The organism is Actinomadura kijaniata NBRC 14229 (assembly GCF_001552175.1).
GTDB classification, from domain to species: domain Bacteria; phylum Actinomycetota; class Actinomycetes; order Streptosporangiales; family Streptosporangiaceae; genus Spirillospora; species Spirillospora kijaniata.
Window position 1 is genome coordinate 13,438 of the sequence record NZ_BCQR01000023.1, and the last position, 24,372, is coordinate 37,809.

Genomic DNA, 24,372 nt, shown 5'->3' on the forward strand with positions numbered 1-24,372 from the left:
AGGGCAGGCGGGCGGAGGCTGGCTGCCATGTCCGTCGCCTCCCCCGTCCCCGCCGTCGGTGTCCCTCACTCCTCCTCCGCCGATCCGCGGCGGATCGACCTCGCGCTGTTCGCGGCGGGGCTGACCACGTTCATGTCGCTGTACTGCACCCAGGCGCTGCTGCCGGAGCTGTCGGGCGCGTTCGCGGTGTCGCCCGCGCGGGCCAGCCTGCTGGTGTCGCTGGCGACCGGCGCGGTCGCGCTCGCGGTGATCCCGGTCAGCTCGCTGTCGGAACGGTACGGGCGCACCCGCGTGATGCTGTGGTCGTCGGCGGCGTCGGTGCTGGTCGGGCTGCTGATCCCGCTGTGCTCGACGTTCGGGGCGCTGGCGGCGGCGCGGGCCGCGCAGGGGGTCGCGCTGGCCGGGGTGCCCGCCGTGGCGATGGCGTACCTGGCCGACGAGGTGCCCCGGGAGCGGCTCGGCGGCGCGATGGGGCGGTACGTGGCGGGCACCGGGATCGGCGGGGTGCTGGGACGGCTCGTTCCGGGCGTGACGACCGACTTCGCGGGCTGGCGGTGGGCGCTGGCGGTGACGGCGCTGGTCGCGCTGGCGTTCACGGTGGCGTTCTGGGTGCTGCTGCCGCCGTCGCGGGGCTTCCGGCCCTCGCGCGTGGACTACCGGCCACTGCTGGAGCACCTGCGGGACCCGGGGCTGCGGCGGCTGTACGTGGTCGCGCTGATGGCGATGGCGGGCTTCGTGACCGTCTACAACTTCCTGTCCTACCGGCTGCTGGAGGCCCCGTTCCACCTGCCGCAGGCGGTGGTCGGCCTGATCGCGGTGACGAACCTGGCGGGCTCGGTGGCCTCGGCGCGGGCGGGCGTGCTGGCCGACCGGGCCGGGCGGCGGCCGGTGCTGCTGGGCGCGGTCGGGCTGGCGGCGGCGGGCCTGCTGCTGACGCTGCCGCCGTGGCTGCCGGCGGTGGCGCTCGGGCTGCTGCTGTTCACCTGCGGGTTCTTCGCGACGCACGCGGTGGCCAGCGGCTGGGTCGGGCTGCGGGCGCGCACGGCGCGGGCCCAGGCGTCGGCGCTGTACCTGTTCGCGTACTACCTGGGCAGCAGCGTCGGCGGGTCGGCGGGCGGCGTCGCGTTCGAGGGCGGGGCCTGGACCGGGACGGGCCTGTACGTCCTGGCGACGCTGGCGGTCGCGGCGGTGGCCGCCGCCGGGGTGCGCCCGCGGGCCCGCCGGTCACCCGGACCGGGGGAGCCCGGGTGACCGGCGGAGTCCGAGGGCGCTCAGGAACGCTGCGGGCCGGGCCGCTCGCCGTCGCCGCGCCAGTGCCCGTGACCGCGCCGGTCGCCCTTCCCGCGGTCGCCGTCGGCGGGCGGCTTGCCGACGAACGCGGCGGTGCGGGTCTCGCCGCTGCGGGTGCCGGCGACCCGGACGGTGTCGCCCGCCTTGAGCGAGGTGATCTTCTCGTTGCGGGCGACGCGGGTGTCGCCGTTGACGGTCCACGTCCAGGTGGTGCCGTCCTCGCTCTTGACCGTCAGCGAGGTCTCCGACACCGCGGTGACCTGGCCGCGCTGCACGTCCCGCAAAACGTACTTGCCGTCCTTGTCCTTGACGGTGAACTCGCCGTGCAGCGCGCCGAACGCGCCCCGGCCCGGCCGGTCGGTGTGCGGGCGTTCGGCCGATCGCGTCGGGGACGGGGTGGGATCGGCGGCCAGCGCCGGGACCCCGGCGATGATCCCTCCGGCGATCCCGGCGGCCGTCGCGCCGACGGCGACCCCGGTGATGAACTTCCTGCCCATGGTCTCTCCCTCGGTTCGCGGTGTCCCCATGGCAGGGATCCCAGATGAGAAATCCATGAGAGACCGGTGAGAGGCGGTTGAGAAGACCCGTACTGGACTTGAGCGTACGCTTGGTTGGTAAGCTGCGCCGGTAGGTCCCCTCCCTCCCACTGGAGGCTGCGTGAGCGCCACTCCCCCGACAGACGTCCCGGCAGGCGGGCGGCGGCGTCCGGCCGTCGACGGCTGGTTCACCACCGCCGACGGCGAGGTGCGGCTGCTGGGCACCCGCTGCGCCGCCTGCGGCACCCCCTACTTCCCCCGCAACGAGCTGGCCTGCCGCAACCCCGGCTGCACCGGCCCCAGGGACGGCTCCGAGCTGGTGGAACACCCCCTCTCCCCCCGGGGCCGGATCTGGTCCTACGCCGACTCCCGGTACAGGCCGCCGCCCCCGTACGTGTCGCCCGAGCCGTTCCGGCCGTACACGGTCGCGGCCGTGGAGCTGGAGGCCGAACGGATGGTCGTGCTCGGGCAGGTCGTCCCGGGCGTCGGGGTGGAGGACCTGGAGGTCGGCATGGAGGTGGAGCTGACCGAGGGCGTGCTCTACGCCGACGACGAGGCCGAGTACACGGTGTGGATGTGGCGGCCGACCCGTGGTGGGAGGAACAGTGGGTGAGGTCGCCGTCCTCGGCGCGGGCATGCACCCGTGGGGCAAGTGGGGCCGCAACTTCGTGGAGTACGGGCTCGTGGCGGCGCGGGCGGCGCTCGCCGACGCCGGGCTGGGCTGGACCGACGTGCAGTACGTCGCGGGCGCCGACACGATCCGCAACGGCTACCCGGGGTTCGTGGCGGGCGCGACGTTCGCGCAGGCGCTCGGCTGGTCGGGCGCACGGGTGTCGAGCTGCTACGCGGCGTGCGCGTCCGGCGCGCAGGCGATCGACCACGCGCGGGCGCGGATCCTGGCGGGCCTGTGCGACGTGGCGCTGGTCGTCGGCGCGGACGCGGCCCCCAAGGGGTTCTTCAAGCCGGTCGGCGGGGACCGGCCCGACGACCCCGACTGGCTGCGGTTCCGGCTGCTGGGCGCGACGAACCCGATCTACTTCGCGCTGTACGCGCGGCGGCGCATGGCCGTGCACGGCGCGACGCCCGACGACTTCGCCGCCGTGAAGGTGAAGAACGCCCGGCACGGCCTGGCCAACCCCAACGCCCGCTACCGCAAGGAGGTGACGCCGGAGGACGTGCGGGAGTCGGCGGTGGTCGCCGACCCGCTGCGGCTGCTGGACATCTGCGCGACCAGCGACGGCGGCGCGGCGCTGGTGCTGACGTCGGTGGAGTTCGCGCGGCGGCACGGCGCCGCCGACCCGGTGCGGATCCCGGCGCTGTCCACGGTCACGCCGACGTTCCCCAAGACGGCGCTGGACCTGCCGGACTTCGCGACCGACTCGGCGGCGGCGGTCGCGCCGCCGGAGCGGCCGTTCCGCGCGTCCCTCGCGCACGCCGCCTACGAGGAGGCCGGGCTCGGGCCGGAGGACCTGTCGCTGGCCGAGGTGTACGACCTGTCCACCGCCCTCGAACTCGACTGGTACGAGGACATCGGTCTGTGCGAGCCCGGCGGCGCGGAGGAGCTGCTGCGCTCCGGCGCGACGGCGCTCGGCGGGCGCGTCCCGGTGAACCCCTCGGGCGGGCTGGCCTCGTTCGGGGAGGCGATCCCGGCGCAGGCCATCGCGCAGGTGTGCGAGCTGACGTGGCAACTGCGCGGCCGGGCCGAGGGCCGCCAGGTCGAGGGCGCGCGCACCGGCATCGCCGTCAACCAGGGCCTGTTCGGCCACGGCTCGGCGATCATCGCGGTGCGTTAGCGGGCGTCGCGCGCGACCTTCAGGGCCCAGGCGACCAGCGGGGCCTGCAACGGCAGCCGCCCGTAGGCGACGGTCTTCAGCGGCAACGGGCGGCGCCGCCAGTCGTAAGCCATCTTCACGTTCGCCGGGAAAACCGCGGCGAACAGCCCGGCCGCCGCCAGCGCGCCCTTCCTCCGCGTGCGCGGGTGCGCGACGGCGGCGGCCACCGCCAGCTCGGCGACGCCGCTCAGGTACGTCCAGGTCCGCGCCCTGCCGGGCAGCCGCGCGGGGACGATCGTGTCGAACGGGCGGGGCGCGAGGAAGTGCGCGGTCCCCATGGTGGCCAGGAGCGCGGACAGGCCGCGGGCCGGGCGGGACGGGTCGCTCATGCCGGAGATTCTGGCAGAGCGGGTCATTCCAGGATGAGGCCGTCCCCGATCTCGGCGCGCAGCGCGGGACGCTCCCCGGCGCGCAGGTCGGCGGTGACGTCCAGCGCGTCGAGCGCGGCGCGGACGCGTGCGGGCTCCGGGTCGACGATCTGGAACGTCCGCAGCGGCACCACCGGCAGCGCCGCCGTCGGGTGCTCGGCCTGGCCCCAGTCGATGAGGAACGGCACGGCCCCGGTGCGCACCGGGGTCAGCCGCCACTCCAGCAGGACGCCGTCGGGCCGCCGCCGCGCCATCGGGTCCGACGATCTCCAGGTAGGCCCGGCCGCCGAGCCCCAGCAGGTGGTTGCGGGTGCCGAGCCCGACGTGCGGCCCGCCCGCGACGGGCGTGACGCCGGTCCGTTCGGCGATCTCCGCCACGCTCGCCGCGAGGTCGGGCGTCGCGTGGACGAGATGGTCCAGCCCCGGGTCGATCACCATGCCCCTCCCAAGATCACCGCCAGGCTACCCGGGCGCCTCCGGCGGGGTGGTGCGGGTGACGGAGCTTACGTGGGGGACGTCACGCGCCCGCGAGGGTGTGGCGGGGGCCGTTCGGGGTTAAATTTGTACTGACCGGTCAGTTTAAAGAGTTCGTGAGGGGACCGTGATGAATCCGGAACCGGCCGACACCACGACACCGGTCACCACGACGCCGGCGGCGGACGGGACGACCGGGGGGATCGCGCCGTCCGCCGCCGGGCCGGCCGCCGGTTCCGGAGCGGATGGGGGCCGCTCCGGGACCGGCGCCGGCGAGCACGCCTCCCCCGCCCTGCGCGTCGCCGCCGAGGGGCTGACGCTGCGCGGGGCGCGCGGCCCGGTGTTCCAGGACGTGTCGTTCTCCGTCCCGGCCGGGGAGCTCGCCGTGATCAGCGGGGTCGCCGGCACCGGCCGCACCTCCCTCCTCCTCACCCTCGGCGGCCGCATGAAACCCACTTCGGGCACCGCGACCGTGGGTGATCTCGAACTTCCGGGGCGGCTGCGCGCCGTGCAGCGCGTCACCTCGCTCGGCGTCGTCGCGAACGTCACCGACCTGGACCCCACGCTGACCGTCCGGGAGCACCTCAGCGAGGCCCTCGACCTGCGGGAGGGGCTGTTCGGCCGGTGGCGCGGGCGCGGCGACCGCATCCGCCGCGCGCTGGAGCGCGTCGGCCTCGACGTCGACCCCGGGACCTTCGCCCAGGACCTGTTGCCCGACGAGACCCAGCTGCTCGGCGCGGCGATCGGCCTGACCGGCGCGCCCGGCGTGCTGCTGCTCGACGACGTGGACGAGGGCCTTCCCCCGGCCCGCCAGCGCGCGCTGTGGGAACGGCTGCGCGCCGTCGCCGACTCCGGTGTCACCGTGCTGGCCACCTGCCACGACCCCGAGCCCGCCGAGGGGCTGGCCCGCCACGTCCTCACCCTCCCCGACCCCCGTGACGCCCTTCTGGAGGAGACCTCCCGATGAGACTTCCCGCACTGTCGACGGGCGGGCTGGAGCTGCGCCGCTTCCGGCGGAACCGGCTGACGGCGATCGGCCTGCTCGGGCTGGTCATGCTGCCGCTGCTGTACGCGGGGCTGTACCTGTGGTCGTTCTGGGACCCCTACGGCCGCCTGTCGCACCTCCCGGTCGCGCTGGTCGTGGAGGACAGGCCCGCCAAGGCGGACGGCAAGCAGGTGCACGCGGGCGCGGACCTGGCCGAGGAGCTGGAGAAGCGCCGCATCTTCGCGTGGAAGAGGGTGGACGCCGCCACCGCCGACCGGGGCGTGCGCAAGGGCGACTACTACATGTCGCTGACGATCCCGTCGGACTTCAGCACCCGCCTGGCCTCCCCGTCCGGCGACGGGACCCCGGCCCCGGCCGGGCTGCGGCTCCAGCTCAACGACTCCAACAACTACGTCGTCGGGACCGTCGCGCAGGCCGCGTTCAAGGAGGTCAGCGCCGCCGCGCGGGAGAAGGCGATCCGGGGCTACTTCGACCAGATCTTCGTGTCGTTCGGCACCCTGCACGGCGAGCTGGACAAGGCCGCCAAGGGCGCCGACAAGCTCGCCGACGGCTCCGGCAAGGCCCACGAGGGCGCGGGCAGGCTCACCAAGGGCCTGGGCGAGGCCCGGCAGGGGGCGGGCAGGCTCAACCAGGGCGCGGGGCAGCTCAAGGGCAAGCTCGGCGACGCCCGCCAGGGCAGCGGGAAGATCACCAACGGGCTGGGCGCGCTCCAGAACGGCGCCCAGCAGGTCGCCGCCGGAAACCAGCGGCTGGCCGCGATGGTCAACCAGGCGAGCGACGCCGTGCTGCCGCTGCTGCGCGAGAACGCCCCCGAGATCCGGAACGCGGCGCTGCTCGTCGCGCACGGGGCCGACGCGCTGGCCGACGGCGCCGGCCGGCTGCCCGCCCAGACCCGCCAGGCCGTCCGCGACGCCGAGGCCGCGCGCGCGGAGCTGCGGGCCTACCTCGCCGCCCACCCCGAGATCCCCGACAAGGTCCGGCAGGACCTGCTGCGGGTCTCCGGCCGGGTCGTGCAGGTGGCCCGCCAGGTGGACGGCTACGTTCAGCAGCACACCGCTGAGCTGCGCAGGATCGCCGCCGACGCCCGCAGGGTCGAACGGCTCGCCGGCAAGATCGCCAAGAACGCCCCGACGCTGGCCGCCAGGGTCGAGAAGGCCCGCCGCGACGTCAACCGCCTCAGCTCCGGCGCCCAGCAGGTGAGCGCGGGCGCGGGCAAACTGCTGACCGGGTCCTCCCAGCTCACCAACGGCCTCGGGCTGCTCCAGGGCGGCGCGGGCACCCTCCAGAACGGCCTCGGCACGTTGCGGAACGGGCTCGGCAGGCTCGCCGACGGGTCGGTGACCCTCTCGACCGCGCTGCTCCAGATCTCCGACGGCAGCGGCAAGCTCGCCACCGGCCTGCACCAGGGCACCGACAAGGTCCCCGACTACGGCAAGGACGAGCGCGCCGGCCGCGCCGACATGATGAGCGACCCGGTCCGGCTGGCCAGCGACACCGACAACAAGGTGCCCAACTACGGCACGGGGTTCGCGCCGTTCTTCGTCCCGCTGGCGCTGTGGGTCGGCGCGATGCTGATCTACATGATGCTGCGGCCGGTCAACCAGCGGGCCCAGGCCGGCAACGCGCCCGGCTGGCGGGTCGCCCTCGCCGGGTGGCTGCCCGCCGTGGCGATCGGGATCGGGCAGGTGCTGATCGTCCTGGCCGTGCTGCGGTTCGCGCTCGGCCTGGAGGCGGCGAACTGGCCGGGGCTGATCGCGCTGCTGGCGCTGGCGTCGGCGTCGTTCCTGGCCGTGGTGCAGTGGGTGAACGTCAAGTTCGGGCCGATCGGCCGGGTGGTCGCGCTGGCGCTGCTGATGCTCCAGCTCACCTCCGCCGCCGGGACGTACCCGATCGAGACCTCGCCGGGCTTCTTCCAGACGATCCGGCCGTTCCTGCCGATGCCGTGGACAGTGGACGCGGCCCGCCGCCTGATCAGCGGCGGCGACCTGACGCCGGTGTGGCAAGGTGGTGCCGTGCTGGTCGCGTTCCTGGTCGGCGGGCTGCTGCTGTCCGCCCTGGCCGTCCGGCACAACCGGGTGTGGACGATGAAGCGCCTGCACCCCGTGCTGAAACTCTAGAGGGGCCAGACGTGAGCCGGACTGCGGCGACCCGCGAGCGGTTGTTCACCGCGGCGATCGAGCTGATCGCCGAACGCGGGTTCGCCACCACCACGGTCGACCAGATCGCCGAGCGCGCCGGGGTCGCCAAGGGCACGGTGTACTACAACTTCGGCAGCAAGGCCGCGCTGTTCTCGGCGCTGCTGGAGTACGGCATCGAGCGCTTCGCGCAGACCCTCCGCGAGGCCGCCGACGGCCGGGAGCCCATGGCCGCCCTGGAGGCGGTGGTGGGGGCGGAGCTGCGCTTCATCGGCGAGCACGAGTCGTTCGCCCGCCTGCTGATCGCCGAGGCGTGGCGGTCGCGCGGCGACTGGCAGTACGCGGCCCAGCTGATCCGCGAACGCGCGATCGGCGTGATCGGCGACGTGCTGCGCGCCGCCGTGGCCGGCGGCCGCCTCCGCCCCGACCTGGACGTGGACATGGCGGCCTCGGCGGTCTTCGGCATGGTCCTGACGGTGGCCCTGGACTGGCGCACGCTCCAGCCGGACCGCGACGTGACCGAGGTCCACGCGACACTGATGGACCTGCTCCGCGGACGCCTGGTGACCTGAGCACTCCTGACCGGCGCGTACACTGGAATTAGTTAGGCCCGCTAACAACGGACCCGACCCGGCCCCGGACCCCACAAGGCTCCGGGGCCAATGACCGGTCTCGCTTGTGAAAATCTTCACGAGCATGCGCGCCGGGGGTCTTCCCTGAGCACGCCCACCCTCTCGGCCACCGAGATCACCCTGGCCCCGGCCCTCACCGTCCACCCCTGGCCGCGCGGCCGCGGAGCCGGTCCGGCGGGGTCTACTCCCGGGCCGACTCCGCCGCGACCTTCTTGGCCCAGCGGTAGTCGGCCTTGCCCGCCGGGGAGCGCTTCATCTCCTTCACGAACGCGTAGGCGCGCGGCACCTTGTAGCCCGACAGCTCCTTGCGGCAGTGGGCGTCCAGGTCCTCCGGGGACGGCGGGGCCCCCACCGGCTGGACCACCGCCGCCACCCGGTTCCCCCAGCGTTCGTCGGGGATGCCGGTGACCACCGCGTCGTAGACGTCCGGGTGGCCCTTCAGGACCGCCTCCACCTCCTCGGGGAAGACCTTCTCGCCGCCGGTGTTGATGGCCTGGGAACCCCGGCCGTAGACCGCGATCGAGCCGTCCTGCTCGACCGTCGCGATGTCGCCGGTGAGCAGCCAGCGACGGCCGTCCACCTCGGGGAACGTGCGGGCCGTCTTCTCCGGGTCGTTGTAGTAGCCGCGCGCGATGTGGCCGCTGCGCGCCACCTGGCCGATCACGCCCGAGCCCGGCCGGACCGGCCGCAGGGCGTCGTCCAGGACCGTCACGTCCGCCACGTCGGGGGCGAAGCGCAGGCCCTTCTCGGGGGTCGAGCCCGCCACGGCCTCGGCGGTCGAGCCCGACTCGGTGGAGCCGAAGCGGTCCATGATGATCGTGTTGGGCAGGAGCTCCTGGACGCGGTCGCGGACCGTGCCGGTCAGGATCGCCCCCGTGGACACGAACGCCAGCAGCGAGGAGGTGTCGTAGTCGCCGCGGGCCAGCTCCTCGGCCATGGGGATCGCCATCGCGTCACCCGTGATCGTCAGGGAGTTGACCTTCTCGCGCTCGATCGTGCGCCAGACCTCGGTGGCGTCGAACCGGCGCGTGTAGACGACTGTCGCGCCCATCCACCAGCTGATGAACGTCGCCATCTGCGCCGCCCCGTGCATCAGCGGCGCGACCGGCATCATCACCATGGGGCCCGAGTTCCGCGCCATCTCCACGACGTCCTCGGGGGTCTTCGGGCGGGGGAACGTCGGGTTCCAGAACGCGAACAGAAGCTGCTCGACGTCCCACATCACCCCCTTGGGCATCCCCGTGGTGCCGCCCGTGTAGATGATGTAGGTGTCGGTGCCGGACCGGGGCGGGAAGTCCCGGGTGTCCGGGGAGTTCGCGAGGGCCTCCGCGTAGGGCACCGCGTCCGGGATCGCCGGGGCGCCGCCCACCGCGACCAGGTGGCGCAGCGTGGAGGCCCGGGGAAGCGTGTTCGCGACGCGCTCCTCGAACTCCACGTCGTACAGCAGCGCCACGCTGCCGGAGTCGTCGTAGACGTACAGCAGCTCGTTCTCGACGTACCGGTAGTTCACGTTGATCGGCACGGCGCGCAGCTTCAGGGCGGCCAGCATCGCGGCGGCGTACTCGACGCCGTTGTAGAGCTGGACCGCCACGTGGTCGCCCGGGCCCACGCCCGCCGCGGCCAGATGGTGGGCCAGGCGGTTGGCGTGGGCGTCGAGCGCGGCGTAGGTGAGGCGCTGGTCACCGCAGACGAGCGCGACGCGGTCCCCGATCGCGTCGGCGACGCCCTCGAACAGATCGGCGTGGTTGAACTCCATCGGGGGCCTCCCTGGCGGATTACGGAAGGGGCACGCGGGTCACGGTTTCTCGCTGCCGACGATCCACATCGCGAAGAACTGGGCCCCGCCGCCGTAGGCGTGGCCGAGGGCGCGGCGGGCGCCGTCCACCTGGTGCTCGCCCGCCAGGCCGCGGACCTGGAGCGCCGCCTCGGCGAAGCGGATCATCCCGGACGCGCCGATCGGGTTGGACGACAGCACGCCGCCGGAGGCGTTCCACGGGATGTCGCCGTCCAGTGCGGTCGCGCCGGACTCGGTGAGCTTCCAGCCCTCGCCCTCGCCGCAGAAGCCGAGGTTCTCCAGCCACATCGGCTCGTACCAGGAGAACGGCACGTACACCTCGGCGACGTCGATCTCGCGGCGCGGATCGCTGATCCCGGCCTGGCGGTAGACGTCGGCGGCGCAGTCCCGGCCCCCCTGCGGGTCCACGGTGTCGCGGCCCGCGAAGAAGATCGGCTCCGAGCGCATCGCGGTGCCGTGCACCCAGGCCGGCGGGTTGGGGGCCTGGCGGGCGGCGTCCTCGGAGGCCAGCACCATCGCGCAGGCCCCGTCGGAGGACGGGCAGGTCTCCAGGTAGCGGATCGGCTCCCACAGCATCGGCGTGGACTCGACCATCTCGCGCGTGATGCCGGGGATCTTCAGATGGGCGTAGGGGTTCTTCAGCGCGTTCCGCCGGTCCTTGACCGCGACGAGCGTGCCGATGTGCGGGGGCGCGCCGGAACGCCGCATGTACGCGCGGATGTGCGGGGCGAAGTAGCCTCCCGCGCCGACGACCAGGGACGTCGAGTACGGCGTGTTCACCGTGAGCGCCCAGGTCGCGTTCGACTCCGACTGCTTCTCCCACGCGACGGTCAGGACGCGCCGGTGCACGCCGCTCTGGATCAGGCTCGCCGCGACGACCGCCGTGGACCCGCCGACCGACCCGGCGGTGTGCACCCGCATGATCGGCTTCCCGGCGGCCCCGAGGGCGTCGGCCAGGTACGCCTCCGGCGTCATCACGCCCTCGAACAGGTCGGGGGCCTTGCCGATGACGACCGCGTCGATGTCCTTCCAGCTCAGCCCGGCGTCGTCGAGCGCGCGCCGGGCGGCCTCGCGCAGCAGGCCCGCGACCGACACGTCCAGGCGCTTGGTCTTGTAGGCCGTCTGGCCCACGCCGATGACGGCGCACGCGTTACCCATTGGTGGCTCCCGAGAGGACGCAGACGAGGTTCTGCTGGAGGCACGGTCCGGACGCGGCGTGGCCCAGCGCGCGGCCGGCGGTGCCGTCGTGGATCCGGGCGGCGGCCTCGCCGATGCGGATCAGGCCGGTCGCCATGATCGGGTCGGCCGACAGCGGGCCGCCGGACGGGTTGACGGTGACCTCCTCGCCCAGGCCGAGGGCCTCGCGCAGGATGAGCTCCTCGTGGCTGTAGCGGGTGTGGAGTTCGGCGACCTGGACGCCGGCCGCGCCCGCGCGTTCGCCCGCCAGCCGCGCCGACTCCGACCGCGACAGGTCGCGCACGCCCGGCAGGTGCGGTTCGGCGCGGTGGTCGATCCCGGTGATCCAGGCGGGGCGTTCGCACAGCTCGCGGGCCCGGTCCCCGGCGGCCAGCACGACCGCGGCGGCCCCGTCGGTGACCGGCGCGACGTCGTGGGCGCGCAGCGGCGCGACGGTGTGGTCGCCGTCCTCGGGGTCGGGCAGGTGCAGCGCGAACGGGTTGTCGCGCCCGGCCGCGCGGGACCGCGCCACGACCGCCCGCAGGTCGTCCTCCTTCGCGCCGGAGCGTTCGAGGTGCGCGCGGGCCTGGAGGGCGGCCATCGAGTCGGCGTCCACGCCGAGCGGCGTCAGGTAGTAGGGGTCGTAGCCCACGGTGGCGATCTCCGCCCAGTCCCCCTGCGACGCCTTGCCGAACCCGTAGACCAGCGCCGTGTCGATCTCGCCGTGCTGGAGCTTCACCCACGCCTCGTACAGGGCCCACGCGGCGTCCATCTCCACGTGGCTCTCGGAGATCGGCGGCCACGCCCCGACCGCGTCCAGCGCCGCGACGAACGAGAACGGCGCGCCGGCCAGGTAGTCGTTGGACCCCGAGCAGGTGAACCCGAACCGCGTGATCCCGGTCCGCTGCTTGATCTCGGTGATGACGGGGGCGAGCAGCTCGGTCTCGGAGAGCCCGGTGTCCTCGCCCGTGTGGTGCGTCTGAACGAACGCGACAACGGCGATGTCTCTCACAGGTAGTCCTTGATCGCGTCGAAGGGGACGTCGGGCTCGTCGAGCGGCTCGAACCACCGGATGTTGGCCATGGTCTTGCCCCACTCCTCGCGCGGCCTCCACTTCGCCTTCACCCGCATGCCCATGCGGACCTGGTCGGCGGGGATGCCCGCGACCAGCGCGAGCATCGTCAGGCCCGCGCCGTCCAGCAGGATGTAGGCCGACACGAACGGCACCTCGGGGGCGCGCGGGTCGGGCAGGTTGTTGACGGCGAACGTGGTGACGGTGCCGGTGTCGGGGAGCTCGACCTCCTGCGTGGTGGGCACGCCGTCCTTGGGGCACAGGCCCTTCATCGGGACGATGACCTGCCCGCACACGTCGCAGCGGTGACCAATGATCTTCCCTTGGGAGACGCCCTCCAGGAAGCGGTCCAGGGCCCGGCCGCTGCGCAGGCGGTACTCCAGCCGCGTGGGGGCGGTGATCATGGTGACCTCGGGCTGGAAGCACTCGATGTCGCCGATCGCGCCGGAGCGTTCGACGCGCCAGCGGGGCCGCACCCGCATCCCGGTCCTCAGGAACTTCGGCGGCCCGGCGCCCTCGTCGAACACGCCCAGGTCGAGCGCGTGCAGCAGGGCGGTGTCGGCGCCGTCCATCCGGACCAGCGCCCACGCGAACGGCCGGTCCAGCGGGTGGTTCTTGCGGGGGCGCGCCACCCACGACCAGGTCGTCACCGTGCCGACCGGCCCGACCGGGACGAACTCGTCGGTCACGTCCTCGCCGGTGTCGGGGTCGTACTCGGTCGGGGGGACGAGCACCCGCCCGTCCCGCGTCCGCACGCCGACCAGCCGCCCGTCGCGCAGCTCGCTGAGGAACCGCCCGATGACCGGGCCGACCGAGCGCGTGTACCCGCCGGGGAACTCCAGGATGTGGTTGGGGTCGTCAGATGGCACTCTCGCGGTCCTTCCAGTAAGGGTCCCGCAGCTTGCGCTTGAGGAGCTTGCCGTTGGGCTCGCGCGGCATGGTCTCGATGAAGTCGATGGTCCTCGGCCACTTCATCTTCGCCAGCCGGCCTTCGAGGGACGCCAGGATCTCGGCGGCCAGTTCCGGCCCCGGGTCCACGCCGGCGGCGGGTTCGACCACGGCCTTGATCTGCTCGCCCCACTCGTCGTCGGGGATGCCGAACACGGCCACGTCGGCGACCTTGGGATGCAGGACGATCTCGTTCTCGATCTCGGCCGGGTAGATGTTGGCCCCGCCCGAGATGATCATGTCGGCCTTGCGGTCGGACAGGAACAGGAACCCGTCCTCGGTGAGGTAGCCGATGTCGCCGACCGTGAAGTGGTCCTTGAGCCGGTTCTTCTCGGTCTTCTCCCGGTCGCCCTTGTACTCGAACTCGGTGCCGGCCATCTTCATGTAGATCGTGCCGGGGCTGCCGGTGGGGACCTCGTGGCCCTCGTCGTCGACGATCAGCAGCTCGCTGATCGGCCAGGCCTTGCCGACCGTTCCGGGGTGGGCGCGCCAGTCCTGCGGGGAGGCGATCGTCCCGCCGCCCTCGGTGGCCGCGTAGTACTCCCAGACGCAGTCGCCCCACCAGTCGAGCATCTGCTGCTTGATCGGGACGGGGCACGGCGCGGCGGCGTGGATCGCCCACCGCATCGAGGACACGTCGTAGCGCTTCCTCACCTCGTCGGGCAGTGACAGCAGCCGTTTGAAGTGGGTCGGCACCATGTGCGTGTTGGTGATCTCGTAGTCCTGGATGAGCCGCAGGCACTCCTCGGCGTCCCACCGGTCGACGTAGACGAGGGTGTGGCCCATCTGGAGGGCGGTCCCGCCGAACTGGGTGACGGCCGTGTGGTAGTTCGGCGAGGTGACCAGGTGCGCCTGGGGCTCGTTGCCCGCGGGCCGTCCCGGCGGGATGCCGAACATCGCCAGCAGGAACGTCATCAGCTCCGCGCTGTCGTCGGGGTCGATCCCGGCGAGGCGGCGCCGGACGCCCTTGGGCCGTCCGGTCGTCCCGGACGTGTAGTGCATGGTCGCGCCGTTGCTGCGGTCGTCCGGGAGCGTGGCGGGCTGGTCGTCGACGAGCTCGCCGTAGGGCCGGAAGCCCTCGACCTCCCCGAACGCGAAGCAGCGGTGCCGCTCGATCCCGGACTCCCGCGCGGCCCGCGCGCCCTCCGCGCCGTAGCGTTCGTGGACGAGGAACGCCCTGGCCTCGCTGTCGGCGACGATGTAGCCGATCTCCGGGCCGGTGAGGTGCCAGTTGATCGGGGTGTAGTACCAGCCCGCCTGGAGCGCGGCCAGGTAGAGCACCAGGCCCTCGGACCCGTTCGGCACCAGCCCGCAGATCCCGTCGCCCTTGGTCAGACCCAGCCCGCGCAGGCCGTGGACGAGGCGGTTCGCCCGGGCCAGCAGATCACCCGCGGTGTGCTCGGTCCCGTCCGGATCGACGGCGGCGACCCACTCCGGATCGGCCTGCGCCAGCCGCCAGAAGCCCAACGATCCCATCGGATCTCCTCCTCGGTGACCGCGTGGTCGGTGGGCGCCGTTCCAGGACGACGCCCGGCGCCCAAAGTAGATCACGTTCTCGTTTTTCCAATCAACCCCTGTTGGCTAGGGTTCTGCTTAACTAGAATCCGTTCCTGTTTTCACTTCCCGACTCCGGAGGGACCGATGGCGGAACGGCTGCCGATCAGCACCGAGCACTGCATCGTCGAGCAGGACGGCCCCGTCGTGACCGTCACGATGAACCGTCCCGAGGCCCGCAACGCGCTCAGCTCGGCCATGCTCGTCGGCCTCGCCGACGCCTGGCGGTACATGTCGGAGACGCCGGAGGTGCGGGTCGGCATCCTGACCGGGGCCGACGGCCAGTTCTGCGCGGGCGCGGACCTGAAGGCGATGGGCACGCCCCCGTCGGATCCGGAGGTCCAGGAGCGGATGCGGCGGATCCCGGACTTCCACTGGAAGGGGCTGCTGCGCGACGGCCGCCCGACCAAGCCGCTCATCTGCGCGATCGAGGGCTACGCGGTCGCGGGCGGAACCGAGCTGCTGGTCGGCACGGACCTGCGCGTGGTGGCCGAGGACGCGACGCTCGGCCTGTACGAGGCGAAGCGGGGCCTGTTCCCGATGGGCGGCTGCGCGATCCGCCTGCCCCGGCAGATCGGCTACGCGAACGCGATGGACATCCTGCTGACGGCCCGTTCGGTGACGCCGCAGGAGGCCCTGGCGATGGGCCTGGTCAACCAGGTGGTGCCGCCCGGGACGGCGCTGGCGGCGGCCCGCGAGCTGGCCGGCCGGATCGCCGCCAACGGGCCGCTGGCCGTCCAGGCGATCCTGCGGGTCTACCGGGAGACCGAGCACCTGCCGGAGGAGGACGCCCTGAAGATCTCCGACGAGCTCGGCTGGCCGGTGATCGGCTCGCAGGACGCGAAGGAGGGGTCCCGGGCGTTCAAGGAGAAGCGCCCGCCGGTCTTCGAGGGGAAGTAGCCCGGCGGGGCGGCCCCGGACGCGCCGGGGCCGCCCGGGGTGGTCAGCCCATGGCGTTGAGCAGCGGGACCAGTTGCTCCTCCTCGTAGTCGAGGTGGGCTTCCAGTTCGGCCGCCAGGCGGTCGAACTCCGGCAGCAGGGCCGCCGGGTCCGTGTCCTCCGACGCGACCAGGGTCTGGATCTCCGTCACGAGGTCCCGGACCCTCTCGTGCTCGCGGCCGAGCCGGGCCAGGGTGTCGGCCAGTTCCGGGTGCCGGGCCGCGACGCCCGGGAACAGCATCGTGTCCTCGCCCATGTGGTGGTTGCCGAGGCCCGCGCACATCGTCAGGCAGTTGACGCGCAACTGCGCGCCGAGGCGCGGTCCCGCCTGCGCGAGCTCGGTGCGGATGATCCCCAGTTCGTGGCGGAAGCCGTCGTGGACGGCCCTGAGGCCGTCGCCCATGCCGCGGGCGCCGAGGTTCGGCGGGCCGGGGACGGGGACGAGCGCCACCACCGGGATCGTCCGGGCCGTCTTCTCCTGGTAGGCGGCCCAGCCGGGGTCGCTCTCCACGGCGCGGGCCCAGGCGGCGTCGCGTTCCGCGCCGTCCAGGACGACCGCGTCGGCCTCGTAGGTGAACGCCCCGGCCTCGACGGTGACGCGGGGGTGGGCGCGCAGGTTGTGGAACCAGGCGGGGTGCCGGGGCGCTCCCCCGGCCGAGGCGATGACCAGGACGCGTTCGCCGTCCGGCAGGTAGCCGACCGGGGTGGTGTGGCGCCCGCCGGTGCGGGCTCCGGTGGTGGTGAGCAGGAGCAGGCGGCCGCCTTCGAACATGCCGCCGACCACGCCGTCGTTGGCGCGGAACTCCTCGATGACCTGCTGGTTGAAGTCGTTGGGCATTCTCTTCCTGTGGATGTGTGAATCCGCGCAGGGCGCGGTGAGGTGGAAAGACGGACGGGGGTGGGCGTGGTGGGCCCACGGCGCATCACGCCCTGCGCAGGCGGGGGGACCCGGAGGGAACGCCGACGACGGGTCGGCGGGAGACCAGGGGGAAGGCGACGCGAACGCATCGCGGGTGCGCGGGGATGACGCGCGGGACGCGATGCGTCAGGCGATACCGATGGTCGACATGGACATCATCCCCTGCGAGTTCGGTGTCGGCCACTTCTCCGCCGTACGCTTCAGCGTGAGAGCGCTTCACGACACGCCCGCAATTAGATCCCGGTCCGCGCGACGGGGTCAACCCCCAAGATCTTCTTATTTTCGGACAAGCTGAAACGCGCCACTCAAGCGTCCGGAAAACGGCGGGCGTTTGCGGCCGGCTCCTCGCGGCATACCCGCCCGCGACCGCAGGAGGAGTGACAGACCATGGCCGTACATCTCAGGCGCAGGCACCGCGACCCCGCCGACACCAGGGTCGCGCCCGTCGCGGGAGCCGACCGCGCGCCTGCCGAACGCACCGTCGTCGCACCCGCCCGCCCGGCCCGCCGCTGGCGTCACCGCCCCAACCCCGTCAGCCGTCTGCTGCTGGGACTGGGCTGGGCCGCCGCGCTGATCCTGCTGCTCGGGATGGCGCTCACGCTGAGCGGGGCCAACCCCGGCAACGCGCTCGTGGACGCGACCCTCGACGCGGGCGCCTGGCTGGCGACGCCGTTCCACGACCTGTTCACCCGCCCGAACCCCGACCACCAGCTCTACCTCAACTGGGGCATCGCCGCCGCCGTCTACTACCTGCTCGGCCGCGCGCTGTCCTGGCTGACCCGGTTCTGACCGGGGCGTTCTGACCGGGTCCCGGACCCCGCCCCGGCACGCGGCCGGGGCGGGCCGGGTCACTCGGCCTCGGTGAGGGCGCTCAGCCGCTCGACGGCCTCGACGTACTCCTCGATGAGGTCGTAGACCACCTGGGCGGCGGGCTTGACCTGGTTCATCGACCCGACGATCTGCCCGACCGGGAACGTCACCAGCTCGCCGTCACCGGACCGGGCGATGCGCGGCAGCGCGTCGGCCACCAGCATGAACTGCATCGGCATCGGCAGCGTGCCCGGCGACTTCTCGCTCTCCCACGCGTCGGTCCACGCCGTCTTGAGGAACCGGGCGGGCTTGCCCGTCCAGGCGCGGGACCGGACGGTGTCGCGCGAGGTGGCCTTCAGCAGCTTGGGCATGGCGCGTTCGGGGGTGTCGGCCTCGTCGACCGTCAGCCAGATCGAGCCGGTCCACACGCCCTCCGCGCCGAGCGCGAGGCCCGCCGCGACCTGGCGGCCCCGGCCGATGCCGCCGGCCGCCAGCACGACGGTGTCGGCGCCGACGGCGTCCACGACCTCGGGGATCAGGACCATCGTGGAGACCTCGCCGGTGTGGCCGCCCGCCTCGGTGCCCTGCGCGACGATGATGTCCACCCCGGCCGTGACCTGCTTCTGCGCGTGCCGGGCGGTGGAGGCCAGGCCCGCGACCTTCACGCCGTGCTCGTGCGCCAGCTCCACCACGTCGGCGGGCGGCGGGCCGAGCGCGCTGGCCAGCAGCGCGATCGGATGCCGCAGCGCGACCTCGACCTGGGGCCGCGCGGTCTGGTCGGTCCAGCCCAGCAGCGCCCGGTTGGCCTGCTCCGACGGCGGCTCGACGCCGTGCTCGGCGAGCAGGTCCTCCAGGAACCTCCGGTGCCCCTCGGGGATCATCCCCTGGAGGCGGCCGAGCAGCTCCTCGGCGTCACCGGCGTCGGCGCCCTCGTACCTGGCGGGCATGACCACGTCCACGCCGTAGGGCTTGCCGCCGACGTGCTCGTCGATCCATTTGAGTTCGAGTTCGAGTTCCTCGGGGGTGAAGTACAGCGCGCCGAGCACGCCCATGCCGCCGGCGCGGCTCACCGCGGCGACGACGTCGCGGCAGTGACTGAACGCGAAGATCGGGTATTCGATCCCGAACATTTCGGTGACTCGTGTCCGCACGCCCTCGACCCTAGGCGCGCGGTCCGAAAACTGCAACATGTTCTACTTGCATTTCTCGCCCCATACTGCGGGTTCGGGTCCGGACGGGACTAGAACACGTAACACCCCGCCTCGGGATGGCCGATCATGGACGTTGACACCCCGTCAGGGACCGTGTTGGCCTGGACGCGCCTCCCGCCACGCACCTGTCCCTCCGGCCACTGCCGGAACACCCCCTCTGGAGTGTCATGCGCATCATCCTGGGCACCGTCGTCGCCCTGGCCTCCTTCGCCGTCGTCCCGGTCGCCACGGCGACCTCCGCCGAGGCCGCCCCCGCCTGGAAGACCGGCGACAACCTCAGGTGCGTCGCGGGGAAGGGCACCTACCGGCGCACCGCGCGCGGCCAGGTGGTCCTCGACGTGAGGATCAGCGACTCCTGCCGGGGCAACGAGTACGCGGCCATCGTGTTCAAGGCCACCGGCGCGCGCGGCAAGGTCTCCTACTCCGGCTTCTACAGCCCGGTCGCGCGGCGGCACAACGTCAGGAACCTCAAGGTCCCCTTCGCCATGCCGGTCAGGCGCGACGGCCACCTGGACAACTGGCGCGTCCAGCACCTGTACGTCAAGGAGTGCACGGTCGTGTTCAAGGACCGGGCCAAGAAGAAGATCAAGACCTTCCGGCACTGCGGCCCGACGGGCTACAAGAAGATCTTCTAGTTCCCGGAGCGGCGGCCGGTCCCGCCCTCCGGCCGTTCCGGCACCGGCGTGTAGGTGAGCGGAACGGCGGGCGGGGCCTCCTCCGGCGCGACGCCGCCGAACTTGCCGTCCGTCCGGCGCGGCGCGGGCGGCGGAACGGTCCGGGCGGCGGCCCTCCCCGGCACGGGCTCGGGCGCGGGCACGGGCGCGGGGCCGGTGTCGCCGAACTTGCCGTCGGGGCGGCGCGGCGCGGGCGGGGCGGGCACGGCCTTCCCGCGCCTCCCCCGGTTCAGCAGGCCCGCGATCCCGCCGAGCAGCAGCAGTGCCAGTCCCGCGAGCACGCCGCCGTAGGGGACGTAGGACCGCACCATCGCGATCTTGAAGGCGTTCTCGTCGGACAGCTTCACCAGGCTCGCCACGCTCGCCTCGGTCATCCTGAGGTCGGCGGAGGCGATGGTCATCCGGCCGCGCCCGTCCGGGGTCCGCACGAACTGGTCGACCTTCTGGTCCACCCGCACCGGGACGCCGGTGCGCGGGTCCACCCACTGCGTGATCGTCGCCGACGCGTAGCGGTCCACCTTCTGCGGCTTGACGTTCTTTCCCATGCCGAGCAGGTCGCCGGGGACCTTCGCCTCCACGGCCCCGGTCCGGGTGACCGGCACCTGCTGCACGAACCGGTAGGCGTCGATCCCGCCGATCTCCTCCTCGCCCTGGAACCGCATCGGCACGGTCTGCCTGGTGATCAGGTCGAAGAACGGGTAGTCGCGCTTGTCGACGTTCGCCAGCGGATACAGCAGCCCGTACCCCGACATCCTCACCTTGGGGTCGCCGCCGACGTGCGCGCCGCAGCACTCGGTCAGCTCCGAGGTGCGCCGGTCGAACGCGATCCGGAACGACTGGATGTCCACCTGCCGGTCGGGGAACGCCTTGTCGTAGATGATGCTGGAGGAGTCCCAGACGGCGAGGGAGTCGTTGCCGCCGTTGGCGCGGGTGTCGCCGCGCACGGTGTTCTCGGCGACCAGCGTGACGCCCTTGCGCATCCTGAACGTCGCCATGTCGAAGTACTGCGCGTTGGTGGCGACGAGCTGGCTGCGCTGGTAGCGGTTGAGCGGCGCGAGCACGGTCCGTTCGGCGACGTAGAACTTCACCAGGGGGGCGAGGGTCAGGCAGAAGGCGCCGAGTGCGATCAGGATCAGGCTGAGCGGTCGCCGCATGTCCAACTCCCCAGGCTGCCGTCGTGACCCGCGTGCGGTACATATCCCACTTACTGACGGGTTCGGTTACCCTACAGGACCCCCTCCGTACCAAAAGTCCCCGCAGCCCCCCTGTCCGGAGGACCATTCGATGGGCGTGCTCGCATGAGGCCCGGCCGGCGCTGGCTGGCGCTGGCGGCGGCGCTGCTGGCCACGTTCATGGACCTGGTGGACGTCACGATCGTGAACGTGGCGCTGCCCAGCATCCAGCGGGACCTCGGCGCGGACGCGGCGGCCGGGCAGTGGGCGGCGTCGGTGTACGCGCTGGGCTACGGACTGTTCCTGATCACCGGGGGGCGGCTGGGCGACGTGTGGGGCCGCCGCCGGGTGCTGCTGGCCGGGATCGTCGGGTTCGTCGCGGCGTCGGTCGCCGCCGGGGCGGCCGGGTCGGCGGAGGTGCTGGTCGCGGCGCGGGCGGCGCAGGGCGCGTGCGCGGGCCTGATGGTGCCGCAGGCGCTGTCGGTGATCACGGTGCAGTTCCCGCCGGGGCGGCAGCGGACGCTGGCGTTCACCCTGTACGGGCTGGTGCTGGGGGTCGCGCAGGTCGGCGGGCCGGTGCTGGGCGGGCTGCTCACCCAGTACGGGTGGGCGGGCCTCGGCTGGCGGACGATCTTCTATGTGAACGTGCCGGTCGGCCTGGTCGCGCTGCTGGGCGCGTGGCGCTGGATGGACGACTCGCGGGCGCGCCCGGCGCCCCGGCTCGATCCGGCCGGGATGCTGCTGGCGGGCGCGGCGACGCTGCTGGTGACGTTCCCGCTGGTGGAGGGACGCGAGCACGGCTGGCCGCTGTGGAGCCTGGCGATGCTGGCGGGCGCGCCGGTCGTGGCGGGGGTGTTCTGGCGGCACCAGCGCGGCCGGGAGCGGCGCGGCGCGAGCCCGCTGGTCCCGCCCGAGCTGTTCCGGCGCCGGTCGTTCGGCGCGGGGCTGGTGCTGACGCTGGCGCTGTTCTCGGGGGTGTCGGCGTGCTTCATCGCGCTGACGTGGGGGCTCCAGTTCGCGCTGGGCTGGTCGCCGATGCGGGTGGCGCTGGCCGGGCTGGCGTGGCCCGCCGGGGTGGCCTGCACCGCGCAGCTCACCCACCGGTACGGGCATCTGCGGGCGCGGCTGCTGGTGCGGACCGGGTCGGCGGTGATGGCGGCGGGCATGACCGCCGTGGCGGCCACGACGGCGCTGGAGGGGCGCGGGCTGGCGCCGTGGGCGCTGGCGCCGGGCCTGGCGGTGTGCGGGATCGGGATGGGCCTGGTGCTGCCGGTCCTGGCCAACGCGGTGATCAGCGAGGTCCCGGCGGGCGGGTCGGGCGCGGCGTCGGGGGTGTTCAACTCGGTGACGCAGCTGGCCGGGGTGCTCGGCGTCGCGGCGGCGGGCGTGCTGTTCTTCGGGCGCGGCGCCGACCCGGGCGCGGCGGACCCGGCGGGGACGGCGCGGGCCCTGGCGTTCGCGGCCGTCGCGTTCGCCGTGGCCGCCGCGCTGGCCGGGCTGCTGCCGCGCCGTCTCCCGTACGGCGAGGCGCGGGAGGGGACGGGCGTCTCTCCCGTCCCGGTGTGATCCCGGCTAATCTGCTTCGACCCCTCACCCTGGAGGCCACGCTGACGACGACGCCGGTGACCGTCGTGGTCCCGACCCGGAACTCGGCCCGCACCCTGGAACGGTGCCTGGCCTCGGTCCGCGCGCAGACCCACCCGGTCGAGCTGGTCGTCGTGGACAACGCCTCCACCGACGCCACCCGGAAGATCGCCGCCGGGTTCGCCGACCTGGTGCTGGAGCGCGGCCCCGAACGCAGCGCCCAGCGCAACCACGGCTGGCGGGCCGGGTCCGGCGAGGTCGTGGCGTTCGTGGACTCGGACATGGTGCTGGAGCCGCGGGTGGTCGAGCAGGCCGTGGCGGCGCTGGCGGCCGACGCCGCGCTGGGCGGGCTGGTGATCCCGGAGCTGTCGTTCGGGGAGGGGTTCTGGTCGCGCTGCCGCGCCGTGGAGAAACGCTCCTACCTGGGCGATCCGGCGGTGGAGGCGGCGCGGGTCTTCCGGCGCCCCGCGCTGGCGGAGGTCGGCGGGTACGACGAGGCGCTGAGCGCGTTCGAGGACTGGGACCTCGCCGACCGGGTGGCCGCCGCCGGGTACCGGATCGGGCGGGTGGCGGCGACGGTCTGGCACGACGAGGGGCGGATCACGCTGCGGTCGGCGTTCCGCAAGCGCCGCTACTACGGGCGCTGGCTGCCGGTGTACCGGGCGAAGGCGTCGGCGCGGTCGTTCGGGCGCCCCCGGTCGCTGCGGCGGCTGGCGCGGCTGGGCCCGCCGCCGCGGACGGCGGGCGTGGCGCTGCTGAAGGCGGTGGAGGCGGCGGGCCTGTTCGCCGGGGCGCGCGACGCGGGCCGGGAGGGACGGCGTTGACCATCGCTCCGGAACGGGCCGGGCGGCTCCCGCGGGTCGCCGGTCACCACGACGCGCTGGACGGCGTGCGCGCGGTCGCCGCGCTCGCCGTGCTGGTCTTCCACGTCGCCGCCACGGTCGGGTGGTTCAGCCCGCAGGAGGGGGCGGTGTCATGGCTGCTGTCGCGCGGGGAGATCGGCGTCACGCTGTTCTTCGTGCTGTCGGGGTTCCTGCTCTACCGGCCGTGGGCCGCCGCCTCCCTGGACGGCCGCCCCCGCCCCCGCGTCCTGCCCTACCTGCGTAAACGCGCCTTCCGGGTGCTGCCCGCGTACTGGCTGCTGGTGCTGGTCGTGGTGCCGGTGCTGCTGTCCTCGCACCTCGGGGACGCCTGGACGTGGACGTCGCTGCTGACGCTGACGTTCGTCTACGATCCCGGGCCCTGGTGGAACAGGCACCTCGGGCCGGACGGGCTCGGGCAGATCTGGAGCCTGTGCGTCGAGGTCGCGTTCTACCTGACGCTGCCACTGGTCGCCGGGGTGCTGGACCGGTACGCGCGGCGGCGGGGCGACCGTGACGGGCGGGCGCGGGCGCTGCTGCGCGGCCTGGCGGTCTACGCGGCGCTGTCGGCCGTCTACACCGTCGGAATGTTTGCGAGCGGTGACCAGGCGTTCTTCGGGACCTGGCTGCCGCGCTACTTCGCGTGGTTCGCGGCGGGCATGACGTTGACGGTGCTGGCGACGTGGGCGCGCGGGTCGGAGACGGCGGCGCGGCTGTGCCGGACGGTCACCGTGTCGTGGGGCTCCTGCTGGCTGGCGGCGGCGCTGCTGTACTGCGCCGCCGCGACCCCGCTGACCGGGATCTCCCGGCTGTACGTGGGCGATGTGTGGGTGTCGCTGTTCAACCTCGTGCTGTACGGGGCGGCGGCGGTCCTCTTCGTCGCGCCGGTCGCGCTCGCGCCCGACACCCACCCGGTGTTCGACGCGGTGCTGGGAAACCGGGTGATGCGCTACCTGGGCCGGATCTCCTACGGGATCTTCCTGTGGCAGTTCGTGGCGATCCACCTCTGGTTCGACTGGACCGGCCGCCGGGCCTCCGAGGGCGGCCTGCCGGTCGACCTACCGGGGTGCCTGCTGCTGACGGTCGTCGCCGCCGCGCTGACCCACCACCTGGTCGAGGAGCCCGTCCGGCGGCTGGGGGCCCGGCTGGGGCGGTGACGCCGGGACGGGCGTCCAGCGCAGCTCCCCGCCGCCCGCCAGCCAGGTGTCGGGCTCGCGCGGGGCCGCCAGCAGCGCCGTCAGCAGGCCGACGACCACCAGGCCCGCGATCTGCGGGACGGTGTCGCGCAGCGGTTCGGTCCACGCCTCGGCGACGCCCCGCTGCGCCAGCCACGCCCCGGTCGCCGCTGCCAGGCCGCCGAGCAGCGGCGCCGCGCCCACCGGCCA

The 24,372-nt window shown here is 73.5% G+C and carries 24 protein-coding genes; 12 read left to right on the forward strand and 12 right to left on the reverse strand.

From position 1 onward, the window contains the following. Positions 1 to 27: 27 nt before the first annotated feature. The gene (locus AKI01S_RS08675; protein WP_067813735.1) at positions 28 to 1,251 is read left to right on the forward strand and encodes an MFS transporter; all 1,224 of its coding nucleotides are present in this window, start codon (positions 28 to 30) and stop codon (positions 1,249 to 1,251) included. 20 nt (positions 1,252 to 1,271) lie between these two features. Here the strand turns inward: AKI01S_RS08675 and AKI01S_RS08680 are convergent, their stop codons facing one another. After that, a complete protein-coding gene (locus AKI01S_RS08680; RefSeq protein WP_067813738.1) occupies positions 1,272 to 1,787 on the reverse strand; it encodes a DUF5666 domain-containing protein in 516 nt (171 codons plus the stop codon). Positions 1,788 to 1,947: 160 nt separating this feature from the next. Between AKI01S_RS08680 and AKI01S_RS08685 the strand changes: the two genes are divergently transcribed. After that, positions 1,948 to 2,439 (forward strand): Zn-ribbon domain-containing OB-fold protein, encoded by a 492-nt coding sequence (locus AKI01S_RS08685; RefSeq protein WP_067813740.1) that lies wholly within the window; start codon positions 1,948 to 1,950, stop codon positions 2,437 to 2,439. A gap of 22 nt (positions 2,440 to 2,461) precedes the next feature. Next, positions 2,462 to 3,619: a lipid-transfer protein gene (locus AKI01S_RS08690; RefSeq protein ID WP_067813779.1), complete on the forward strand. Its 1,158-nt coding sequence runs from the start codon at positions 2,462 to 2,464 to the stop codon at positions 3,617 to 3,619. On the opposite strand, the gene AKI01S_RS08695 is transcribed toward AKI01S_RS08690, so the two are convergent. Together AKI01S_RS08695 and AKI01S_RS54825 are read right to left on the reverse strand one after the other, a co-directional pair. Then, entirely contained in the window at positions 3,616 to 3,987 is a 372-nt protein-coding gene (locus AKI01S_RS08695) for a DoxX family protein (RefSeq protein ID WP_067813742.1), read from the reverse strand. The genes AKI01S_RS08690 and AKI01S_RS08695 overlap by 4 nt on opposite strands. A gap of 23 nt (positions 3,988 to 4,010) precedes the next feature. Beyond that, positions 4,011 to 4,439 (reverse strand): VOC family protein, encoded by a 429-nt coding sequence (locus tag AKI01S_RS54825; RefSeq protein ID WP_439951663.1) that lies wholly within the window; start codon positions 4,437 to 4,439, stop codon positions 4,011 to 4,013. A 191-nt stretch (positions 4,440 to 4,630) separates the two neighbouring features. On the opposite strand from AKI01S_RS54825, the gene AKI01S_RS08705 reads away from it, so the two are divergent. The 3 genes from AKI01S_RS08705 to AKI01S_RS08715 are packed head-to-tail and all read left to right on the forward strand — an operon-like array spanning position 4,631 to position 8,213. Next, positions 4,631 to 5,467, forward strand: coding sequence for an ATP-binding cassette domain-containing protein (locus AKI01S_RS08705; RefSeq protein ID WP_083999193.1), 837 nt, complete (start codon positions 4,631 to 4,633; stop codon positions 5,465 to 5,467). Then, positions 5,464 to 7,623, forward strand: a complete 2,160-nt coding sequence (locus AKI01S_RS08710) for a YhgE/Pip domain-containing protein (protein ID WP_067813744.1) — start codon at positions 5,464 to 5,466, stop codon at positions 7,621 to 7,623. The genes AKI01S_RS08705 and AKI01S_RS08710 overlap by 4 nt, the downstream gene beginning before the upstream one ends. Before the next feature lie 11 nt (positions 7,624 to 7,634). Continuing rightward, the gene (locus AKI01S_RS08715; RefSeq protein WP_067813747.1) at positions 7,635 to 8,213 is read left to right on the forward strand and encodes a TetR/AcrR family transcriptional regulator; all 579 of its coding nucleotides are present in this window, start codon (positions 7,635 to 7,637) and stop codon (positions 8,211 to 8,213) included. A gap of 241 nt (positions 8,214 to 8,454) precedes the next feature. On the opposite strand, the gene AKI01S_RS08720 is transcribed toward AKI01S_RS08715, so the two are convergent. The 5 genes from AKI01S_RS08720 to AKI01S_RS08740 are packed head-to-tail and all read right to left on the reverse strand — an operon-like array spanning position 8,455 to position 14,740. Beyond that, on the reverse strand, positions 8,455 to 10,029 hold the full coding sequence (locus AKI01S_RS08720) for an acyl-CoA synthetase (RefSeq protein WP_067813749.1): 1,575 nt from the start codon (positions 10,027 to 10,029) through the stop codon (positions 8,455 to 8,457). A gap of 39 nt (positions 10,030 to 10,068) precedes the next feature. Then, positions 10,069 to 11,226, reverse strand: coding sequence for a thiolase family protein (locus AKI01S_RS08725; protein ID WP_067813751.1), 1,158 nt, complete (start codon positions 11,224 to 11,226; stop codon positions 10,069 to 10,071). Next, a complete protein-coding gene (locus AKI01S_RS08730) occupies positions 11,219 to 12,256 on the reverse strand; it encodes a thiolase family protein (protein WP_067813753.1) in 1,038 nt (345 codons plus the stop codon). The genes AKI01S_RS08725 and AKI01S_RS08730 overlap by 8 nt, the downstream gene beginning before the upstream one ends. Beyond that, positions 12,253 to 13,185 carry a Zn-ribbon domain-containing OB-fold protein gene (locus AKI01S_RS08735; protein WP_067813755.1) on the reverse strand — a complete coding sequence of 311 codons (933 nt, stop codon included), beginning with the start codon at positions 13,183 to 13,185 and terminating at the stop codon, positions 12,253 to 12,255. Before AKI01S_RS08735 ends, AKI01S_RS08730 begins: the two co-directional genes overlap by 4 nt. Continuing rightward, entirely contained in the window at positions 13,175 to 14,740 is a 1,566-nt protein-coding gene (locus tag AKI01S_RS08740) for an acyl-CoA synthetase (RefSeq protein ID WP_067813757.1), read from the reverse strand. Before AKI01S_RS08740 ends, AKI01S_RS08735 begins: the two co-directional genes overlap by 11 nt. Positions 14,741 to 14,905: 165 nt before the next feature. On the opposite strand from AKI01S_RS08740, the gene AKI01S_RS08745 reads away from it, so the two are divergent. Further along, entirely contained in the window at positions 14,906 to 15,718 is an 813-nt protein-coding gene (locus tag AKI01S_RS08745) for a crotonase/enoyl-CoA hydratase family protein (RefSeq protein WP_067813758.1), read from the forward strand. 43 nt (positions 15,719 to 15,761) lie between these two features. Here AKI01S_RS08745 and AKI01S_RS08750 read toward each other — a convergent pair whose 3' ends face one another. Beyond that, positions 15,762 to 16,595, reverse strand: coding sequence for a nitroreductase/quinone reductase family protein (locus AKI01S_RS08750; protein WP_067813760.1), 834 nt, complete (start codon positions 16,593 to 16,595; stop codon positions 15,762 to 15,764). Positions 16,596 to 17,063: 468 nt separating this feature from the next. Between AKI01S_RS08750 and AKI01S_RS48980 the strand changes: the two genes are divergently transcribed. After that, positions 17,064 to 17,465 carry a hypothetical protein gene (locus tag AKI01S_RS48980; protein ID WP_083999195.1) on the forward strand — a complete coding sequence of 134 codons (402 nt, stop codon included), beginning with the start codon at positions 17,064 to 17,066 and terminating at the stop codon, positions 17,463 to 17,465. A gap of 59 nt (positions 17,466 to 17,524) precedes the next feature. Here AKI01S_RS48980 and AKI01S_RS08760 read toward each other — a convergent pair whose 3' ends face one another. Continuing rightward, positions 17,525 to 18,637: an NAD(P)H-dependent flavin oxidoreductase gene (locus AKI01S_RS08760; RefSeq protein ID WP_067813762.1), complete on the reverse strand. Its 1,113-nt coding sequence runs from the start codon at positions 18,635 to 18,637 to the stop codon at positions 17,525 to 17,527. A gap of 227 nt (positions 18,638 to 18,864) precedes the next feature. On the opposite strand from AKI01S_RS08760, the gene AKI01S_RS08765 reads away from it, so the two are divergent. Continuing rightward, positions 18,865 to 19,332 (forward strand): hypothetical protein, encoded by a 468-nt coding sequence (locus tag AKI01S_RS08765; RefSeq protein WP_067813764.1) that lies wholly within the window; start codon positions 18,865 to 18,867, stop codon positions 19,330 to 19,332. On the opposite strand, the gene pgfA is transcribed toward AKI01S_RS08765, so the two are convergent. Beyond that, positions 19,329 to 20,525: a cell envelope lipid trafficking protein PgfA gene (gene pgfA / locus AKI01S_RS08770; protein WP_067813766.1), complete on the reverse strand. Its 1,197-nt coding sequence runs from the start codon at positions 20,523 to 20,525 to the stop codon at positions 19,329 to 19,331. The genes AKI01S_RS08765 and pgfA overlap by 4 nt on opposite strands. A 144-nt stretch (positions 20,526 to 20,669) precedes the next feature. Between pgfA and AKI01S_RS08775 the strand changes: the two genes are divergently transcribed. From AKI01S_RS08775 to AKI01S_RS08785, 3 genes are read left to right on the forward strand one after another with little or no spacing between them, the layout of a single operon-like run. Continuing rightward, positions 20,670 to 22,109, forward strand: coding sequence for an MFS transporter (locus AKI01S_RS08775; RefSeq protein ID WP_067813768.1), 1,440 nt, complete (start codon positions 20,670 to 20,672; stop codon positions 22,107 to 22,109). Then, positions 22,106 to 22,951 carry a glycosyltransferase family 2 protein gene (locus AKI01S_RS08780; protein WP_245681531.1) on the forward strand — a complete coding sequence of 282 codons (846 nt, stop codon included), beginning with the start codon at positions 22,106 to 22,108 and terminating at the stop codon, positions 22,949 to 22,951. The genes AKI01S_RS08775 and AKI01S_RS08780 overlap by 4 nt, the downstream gene beginning before the upstream one ends. Then, the gene (locus AKI01S_RS08785) at positions 22,948 to 24,144 is read left to right on the forward strand and encodes an acyltransferase family protein (protein WP_067813770.1); all 1,197 of its coding nucleotides are present in this window, start codon (positions 22,948 to 22,950) and stop codon (positions 24,142 to 24,144) included. Before AKI01S_RS08780 ends, AKI01S_RS08785 begins: the two co-directional genes overlap by 4 nt. Here AKI01S_RS08785 and AKI01S_RS51620 read toward each other — a convergent pair. Then, on the reverse strand, positions 24,046 to 24,372 hold a 327-nt coding region (locus AKI01S_RS51620; protein WP_169813930.1), incomplete at its 5' end, for a hypothetical protein. The genes AKI01S_RS08785 and AKI01S_RS51620 overlap by 99 nt on opposite strands.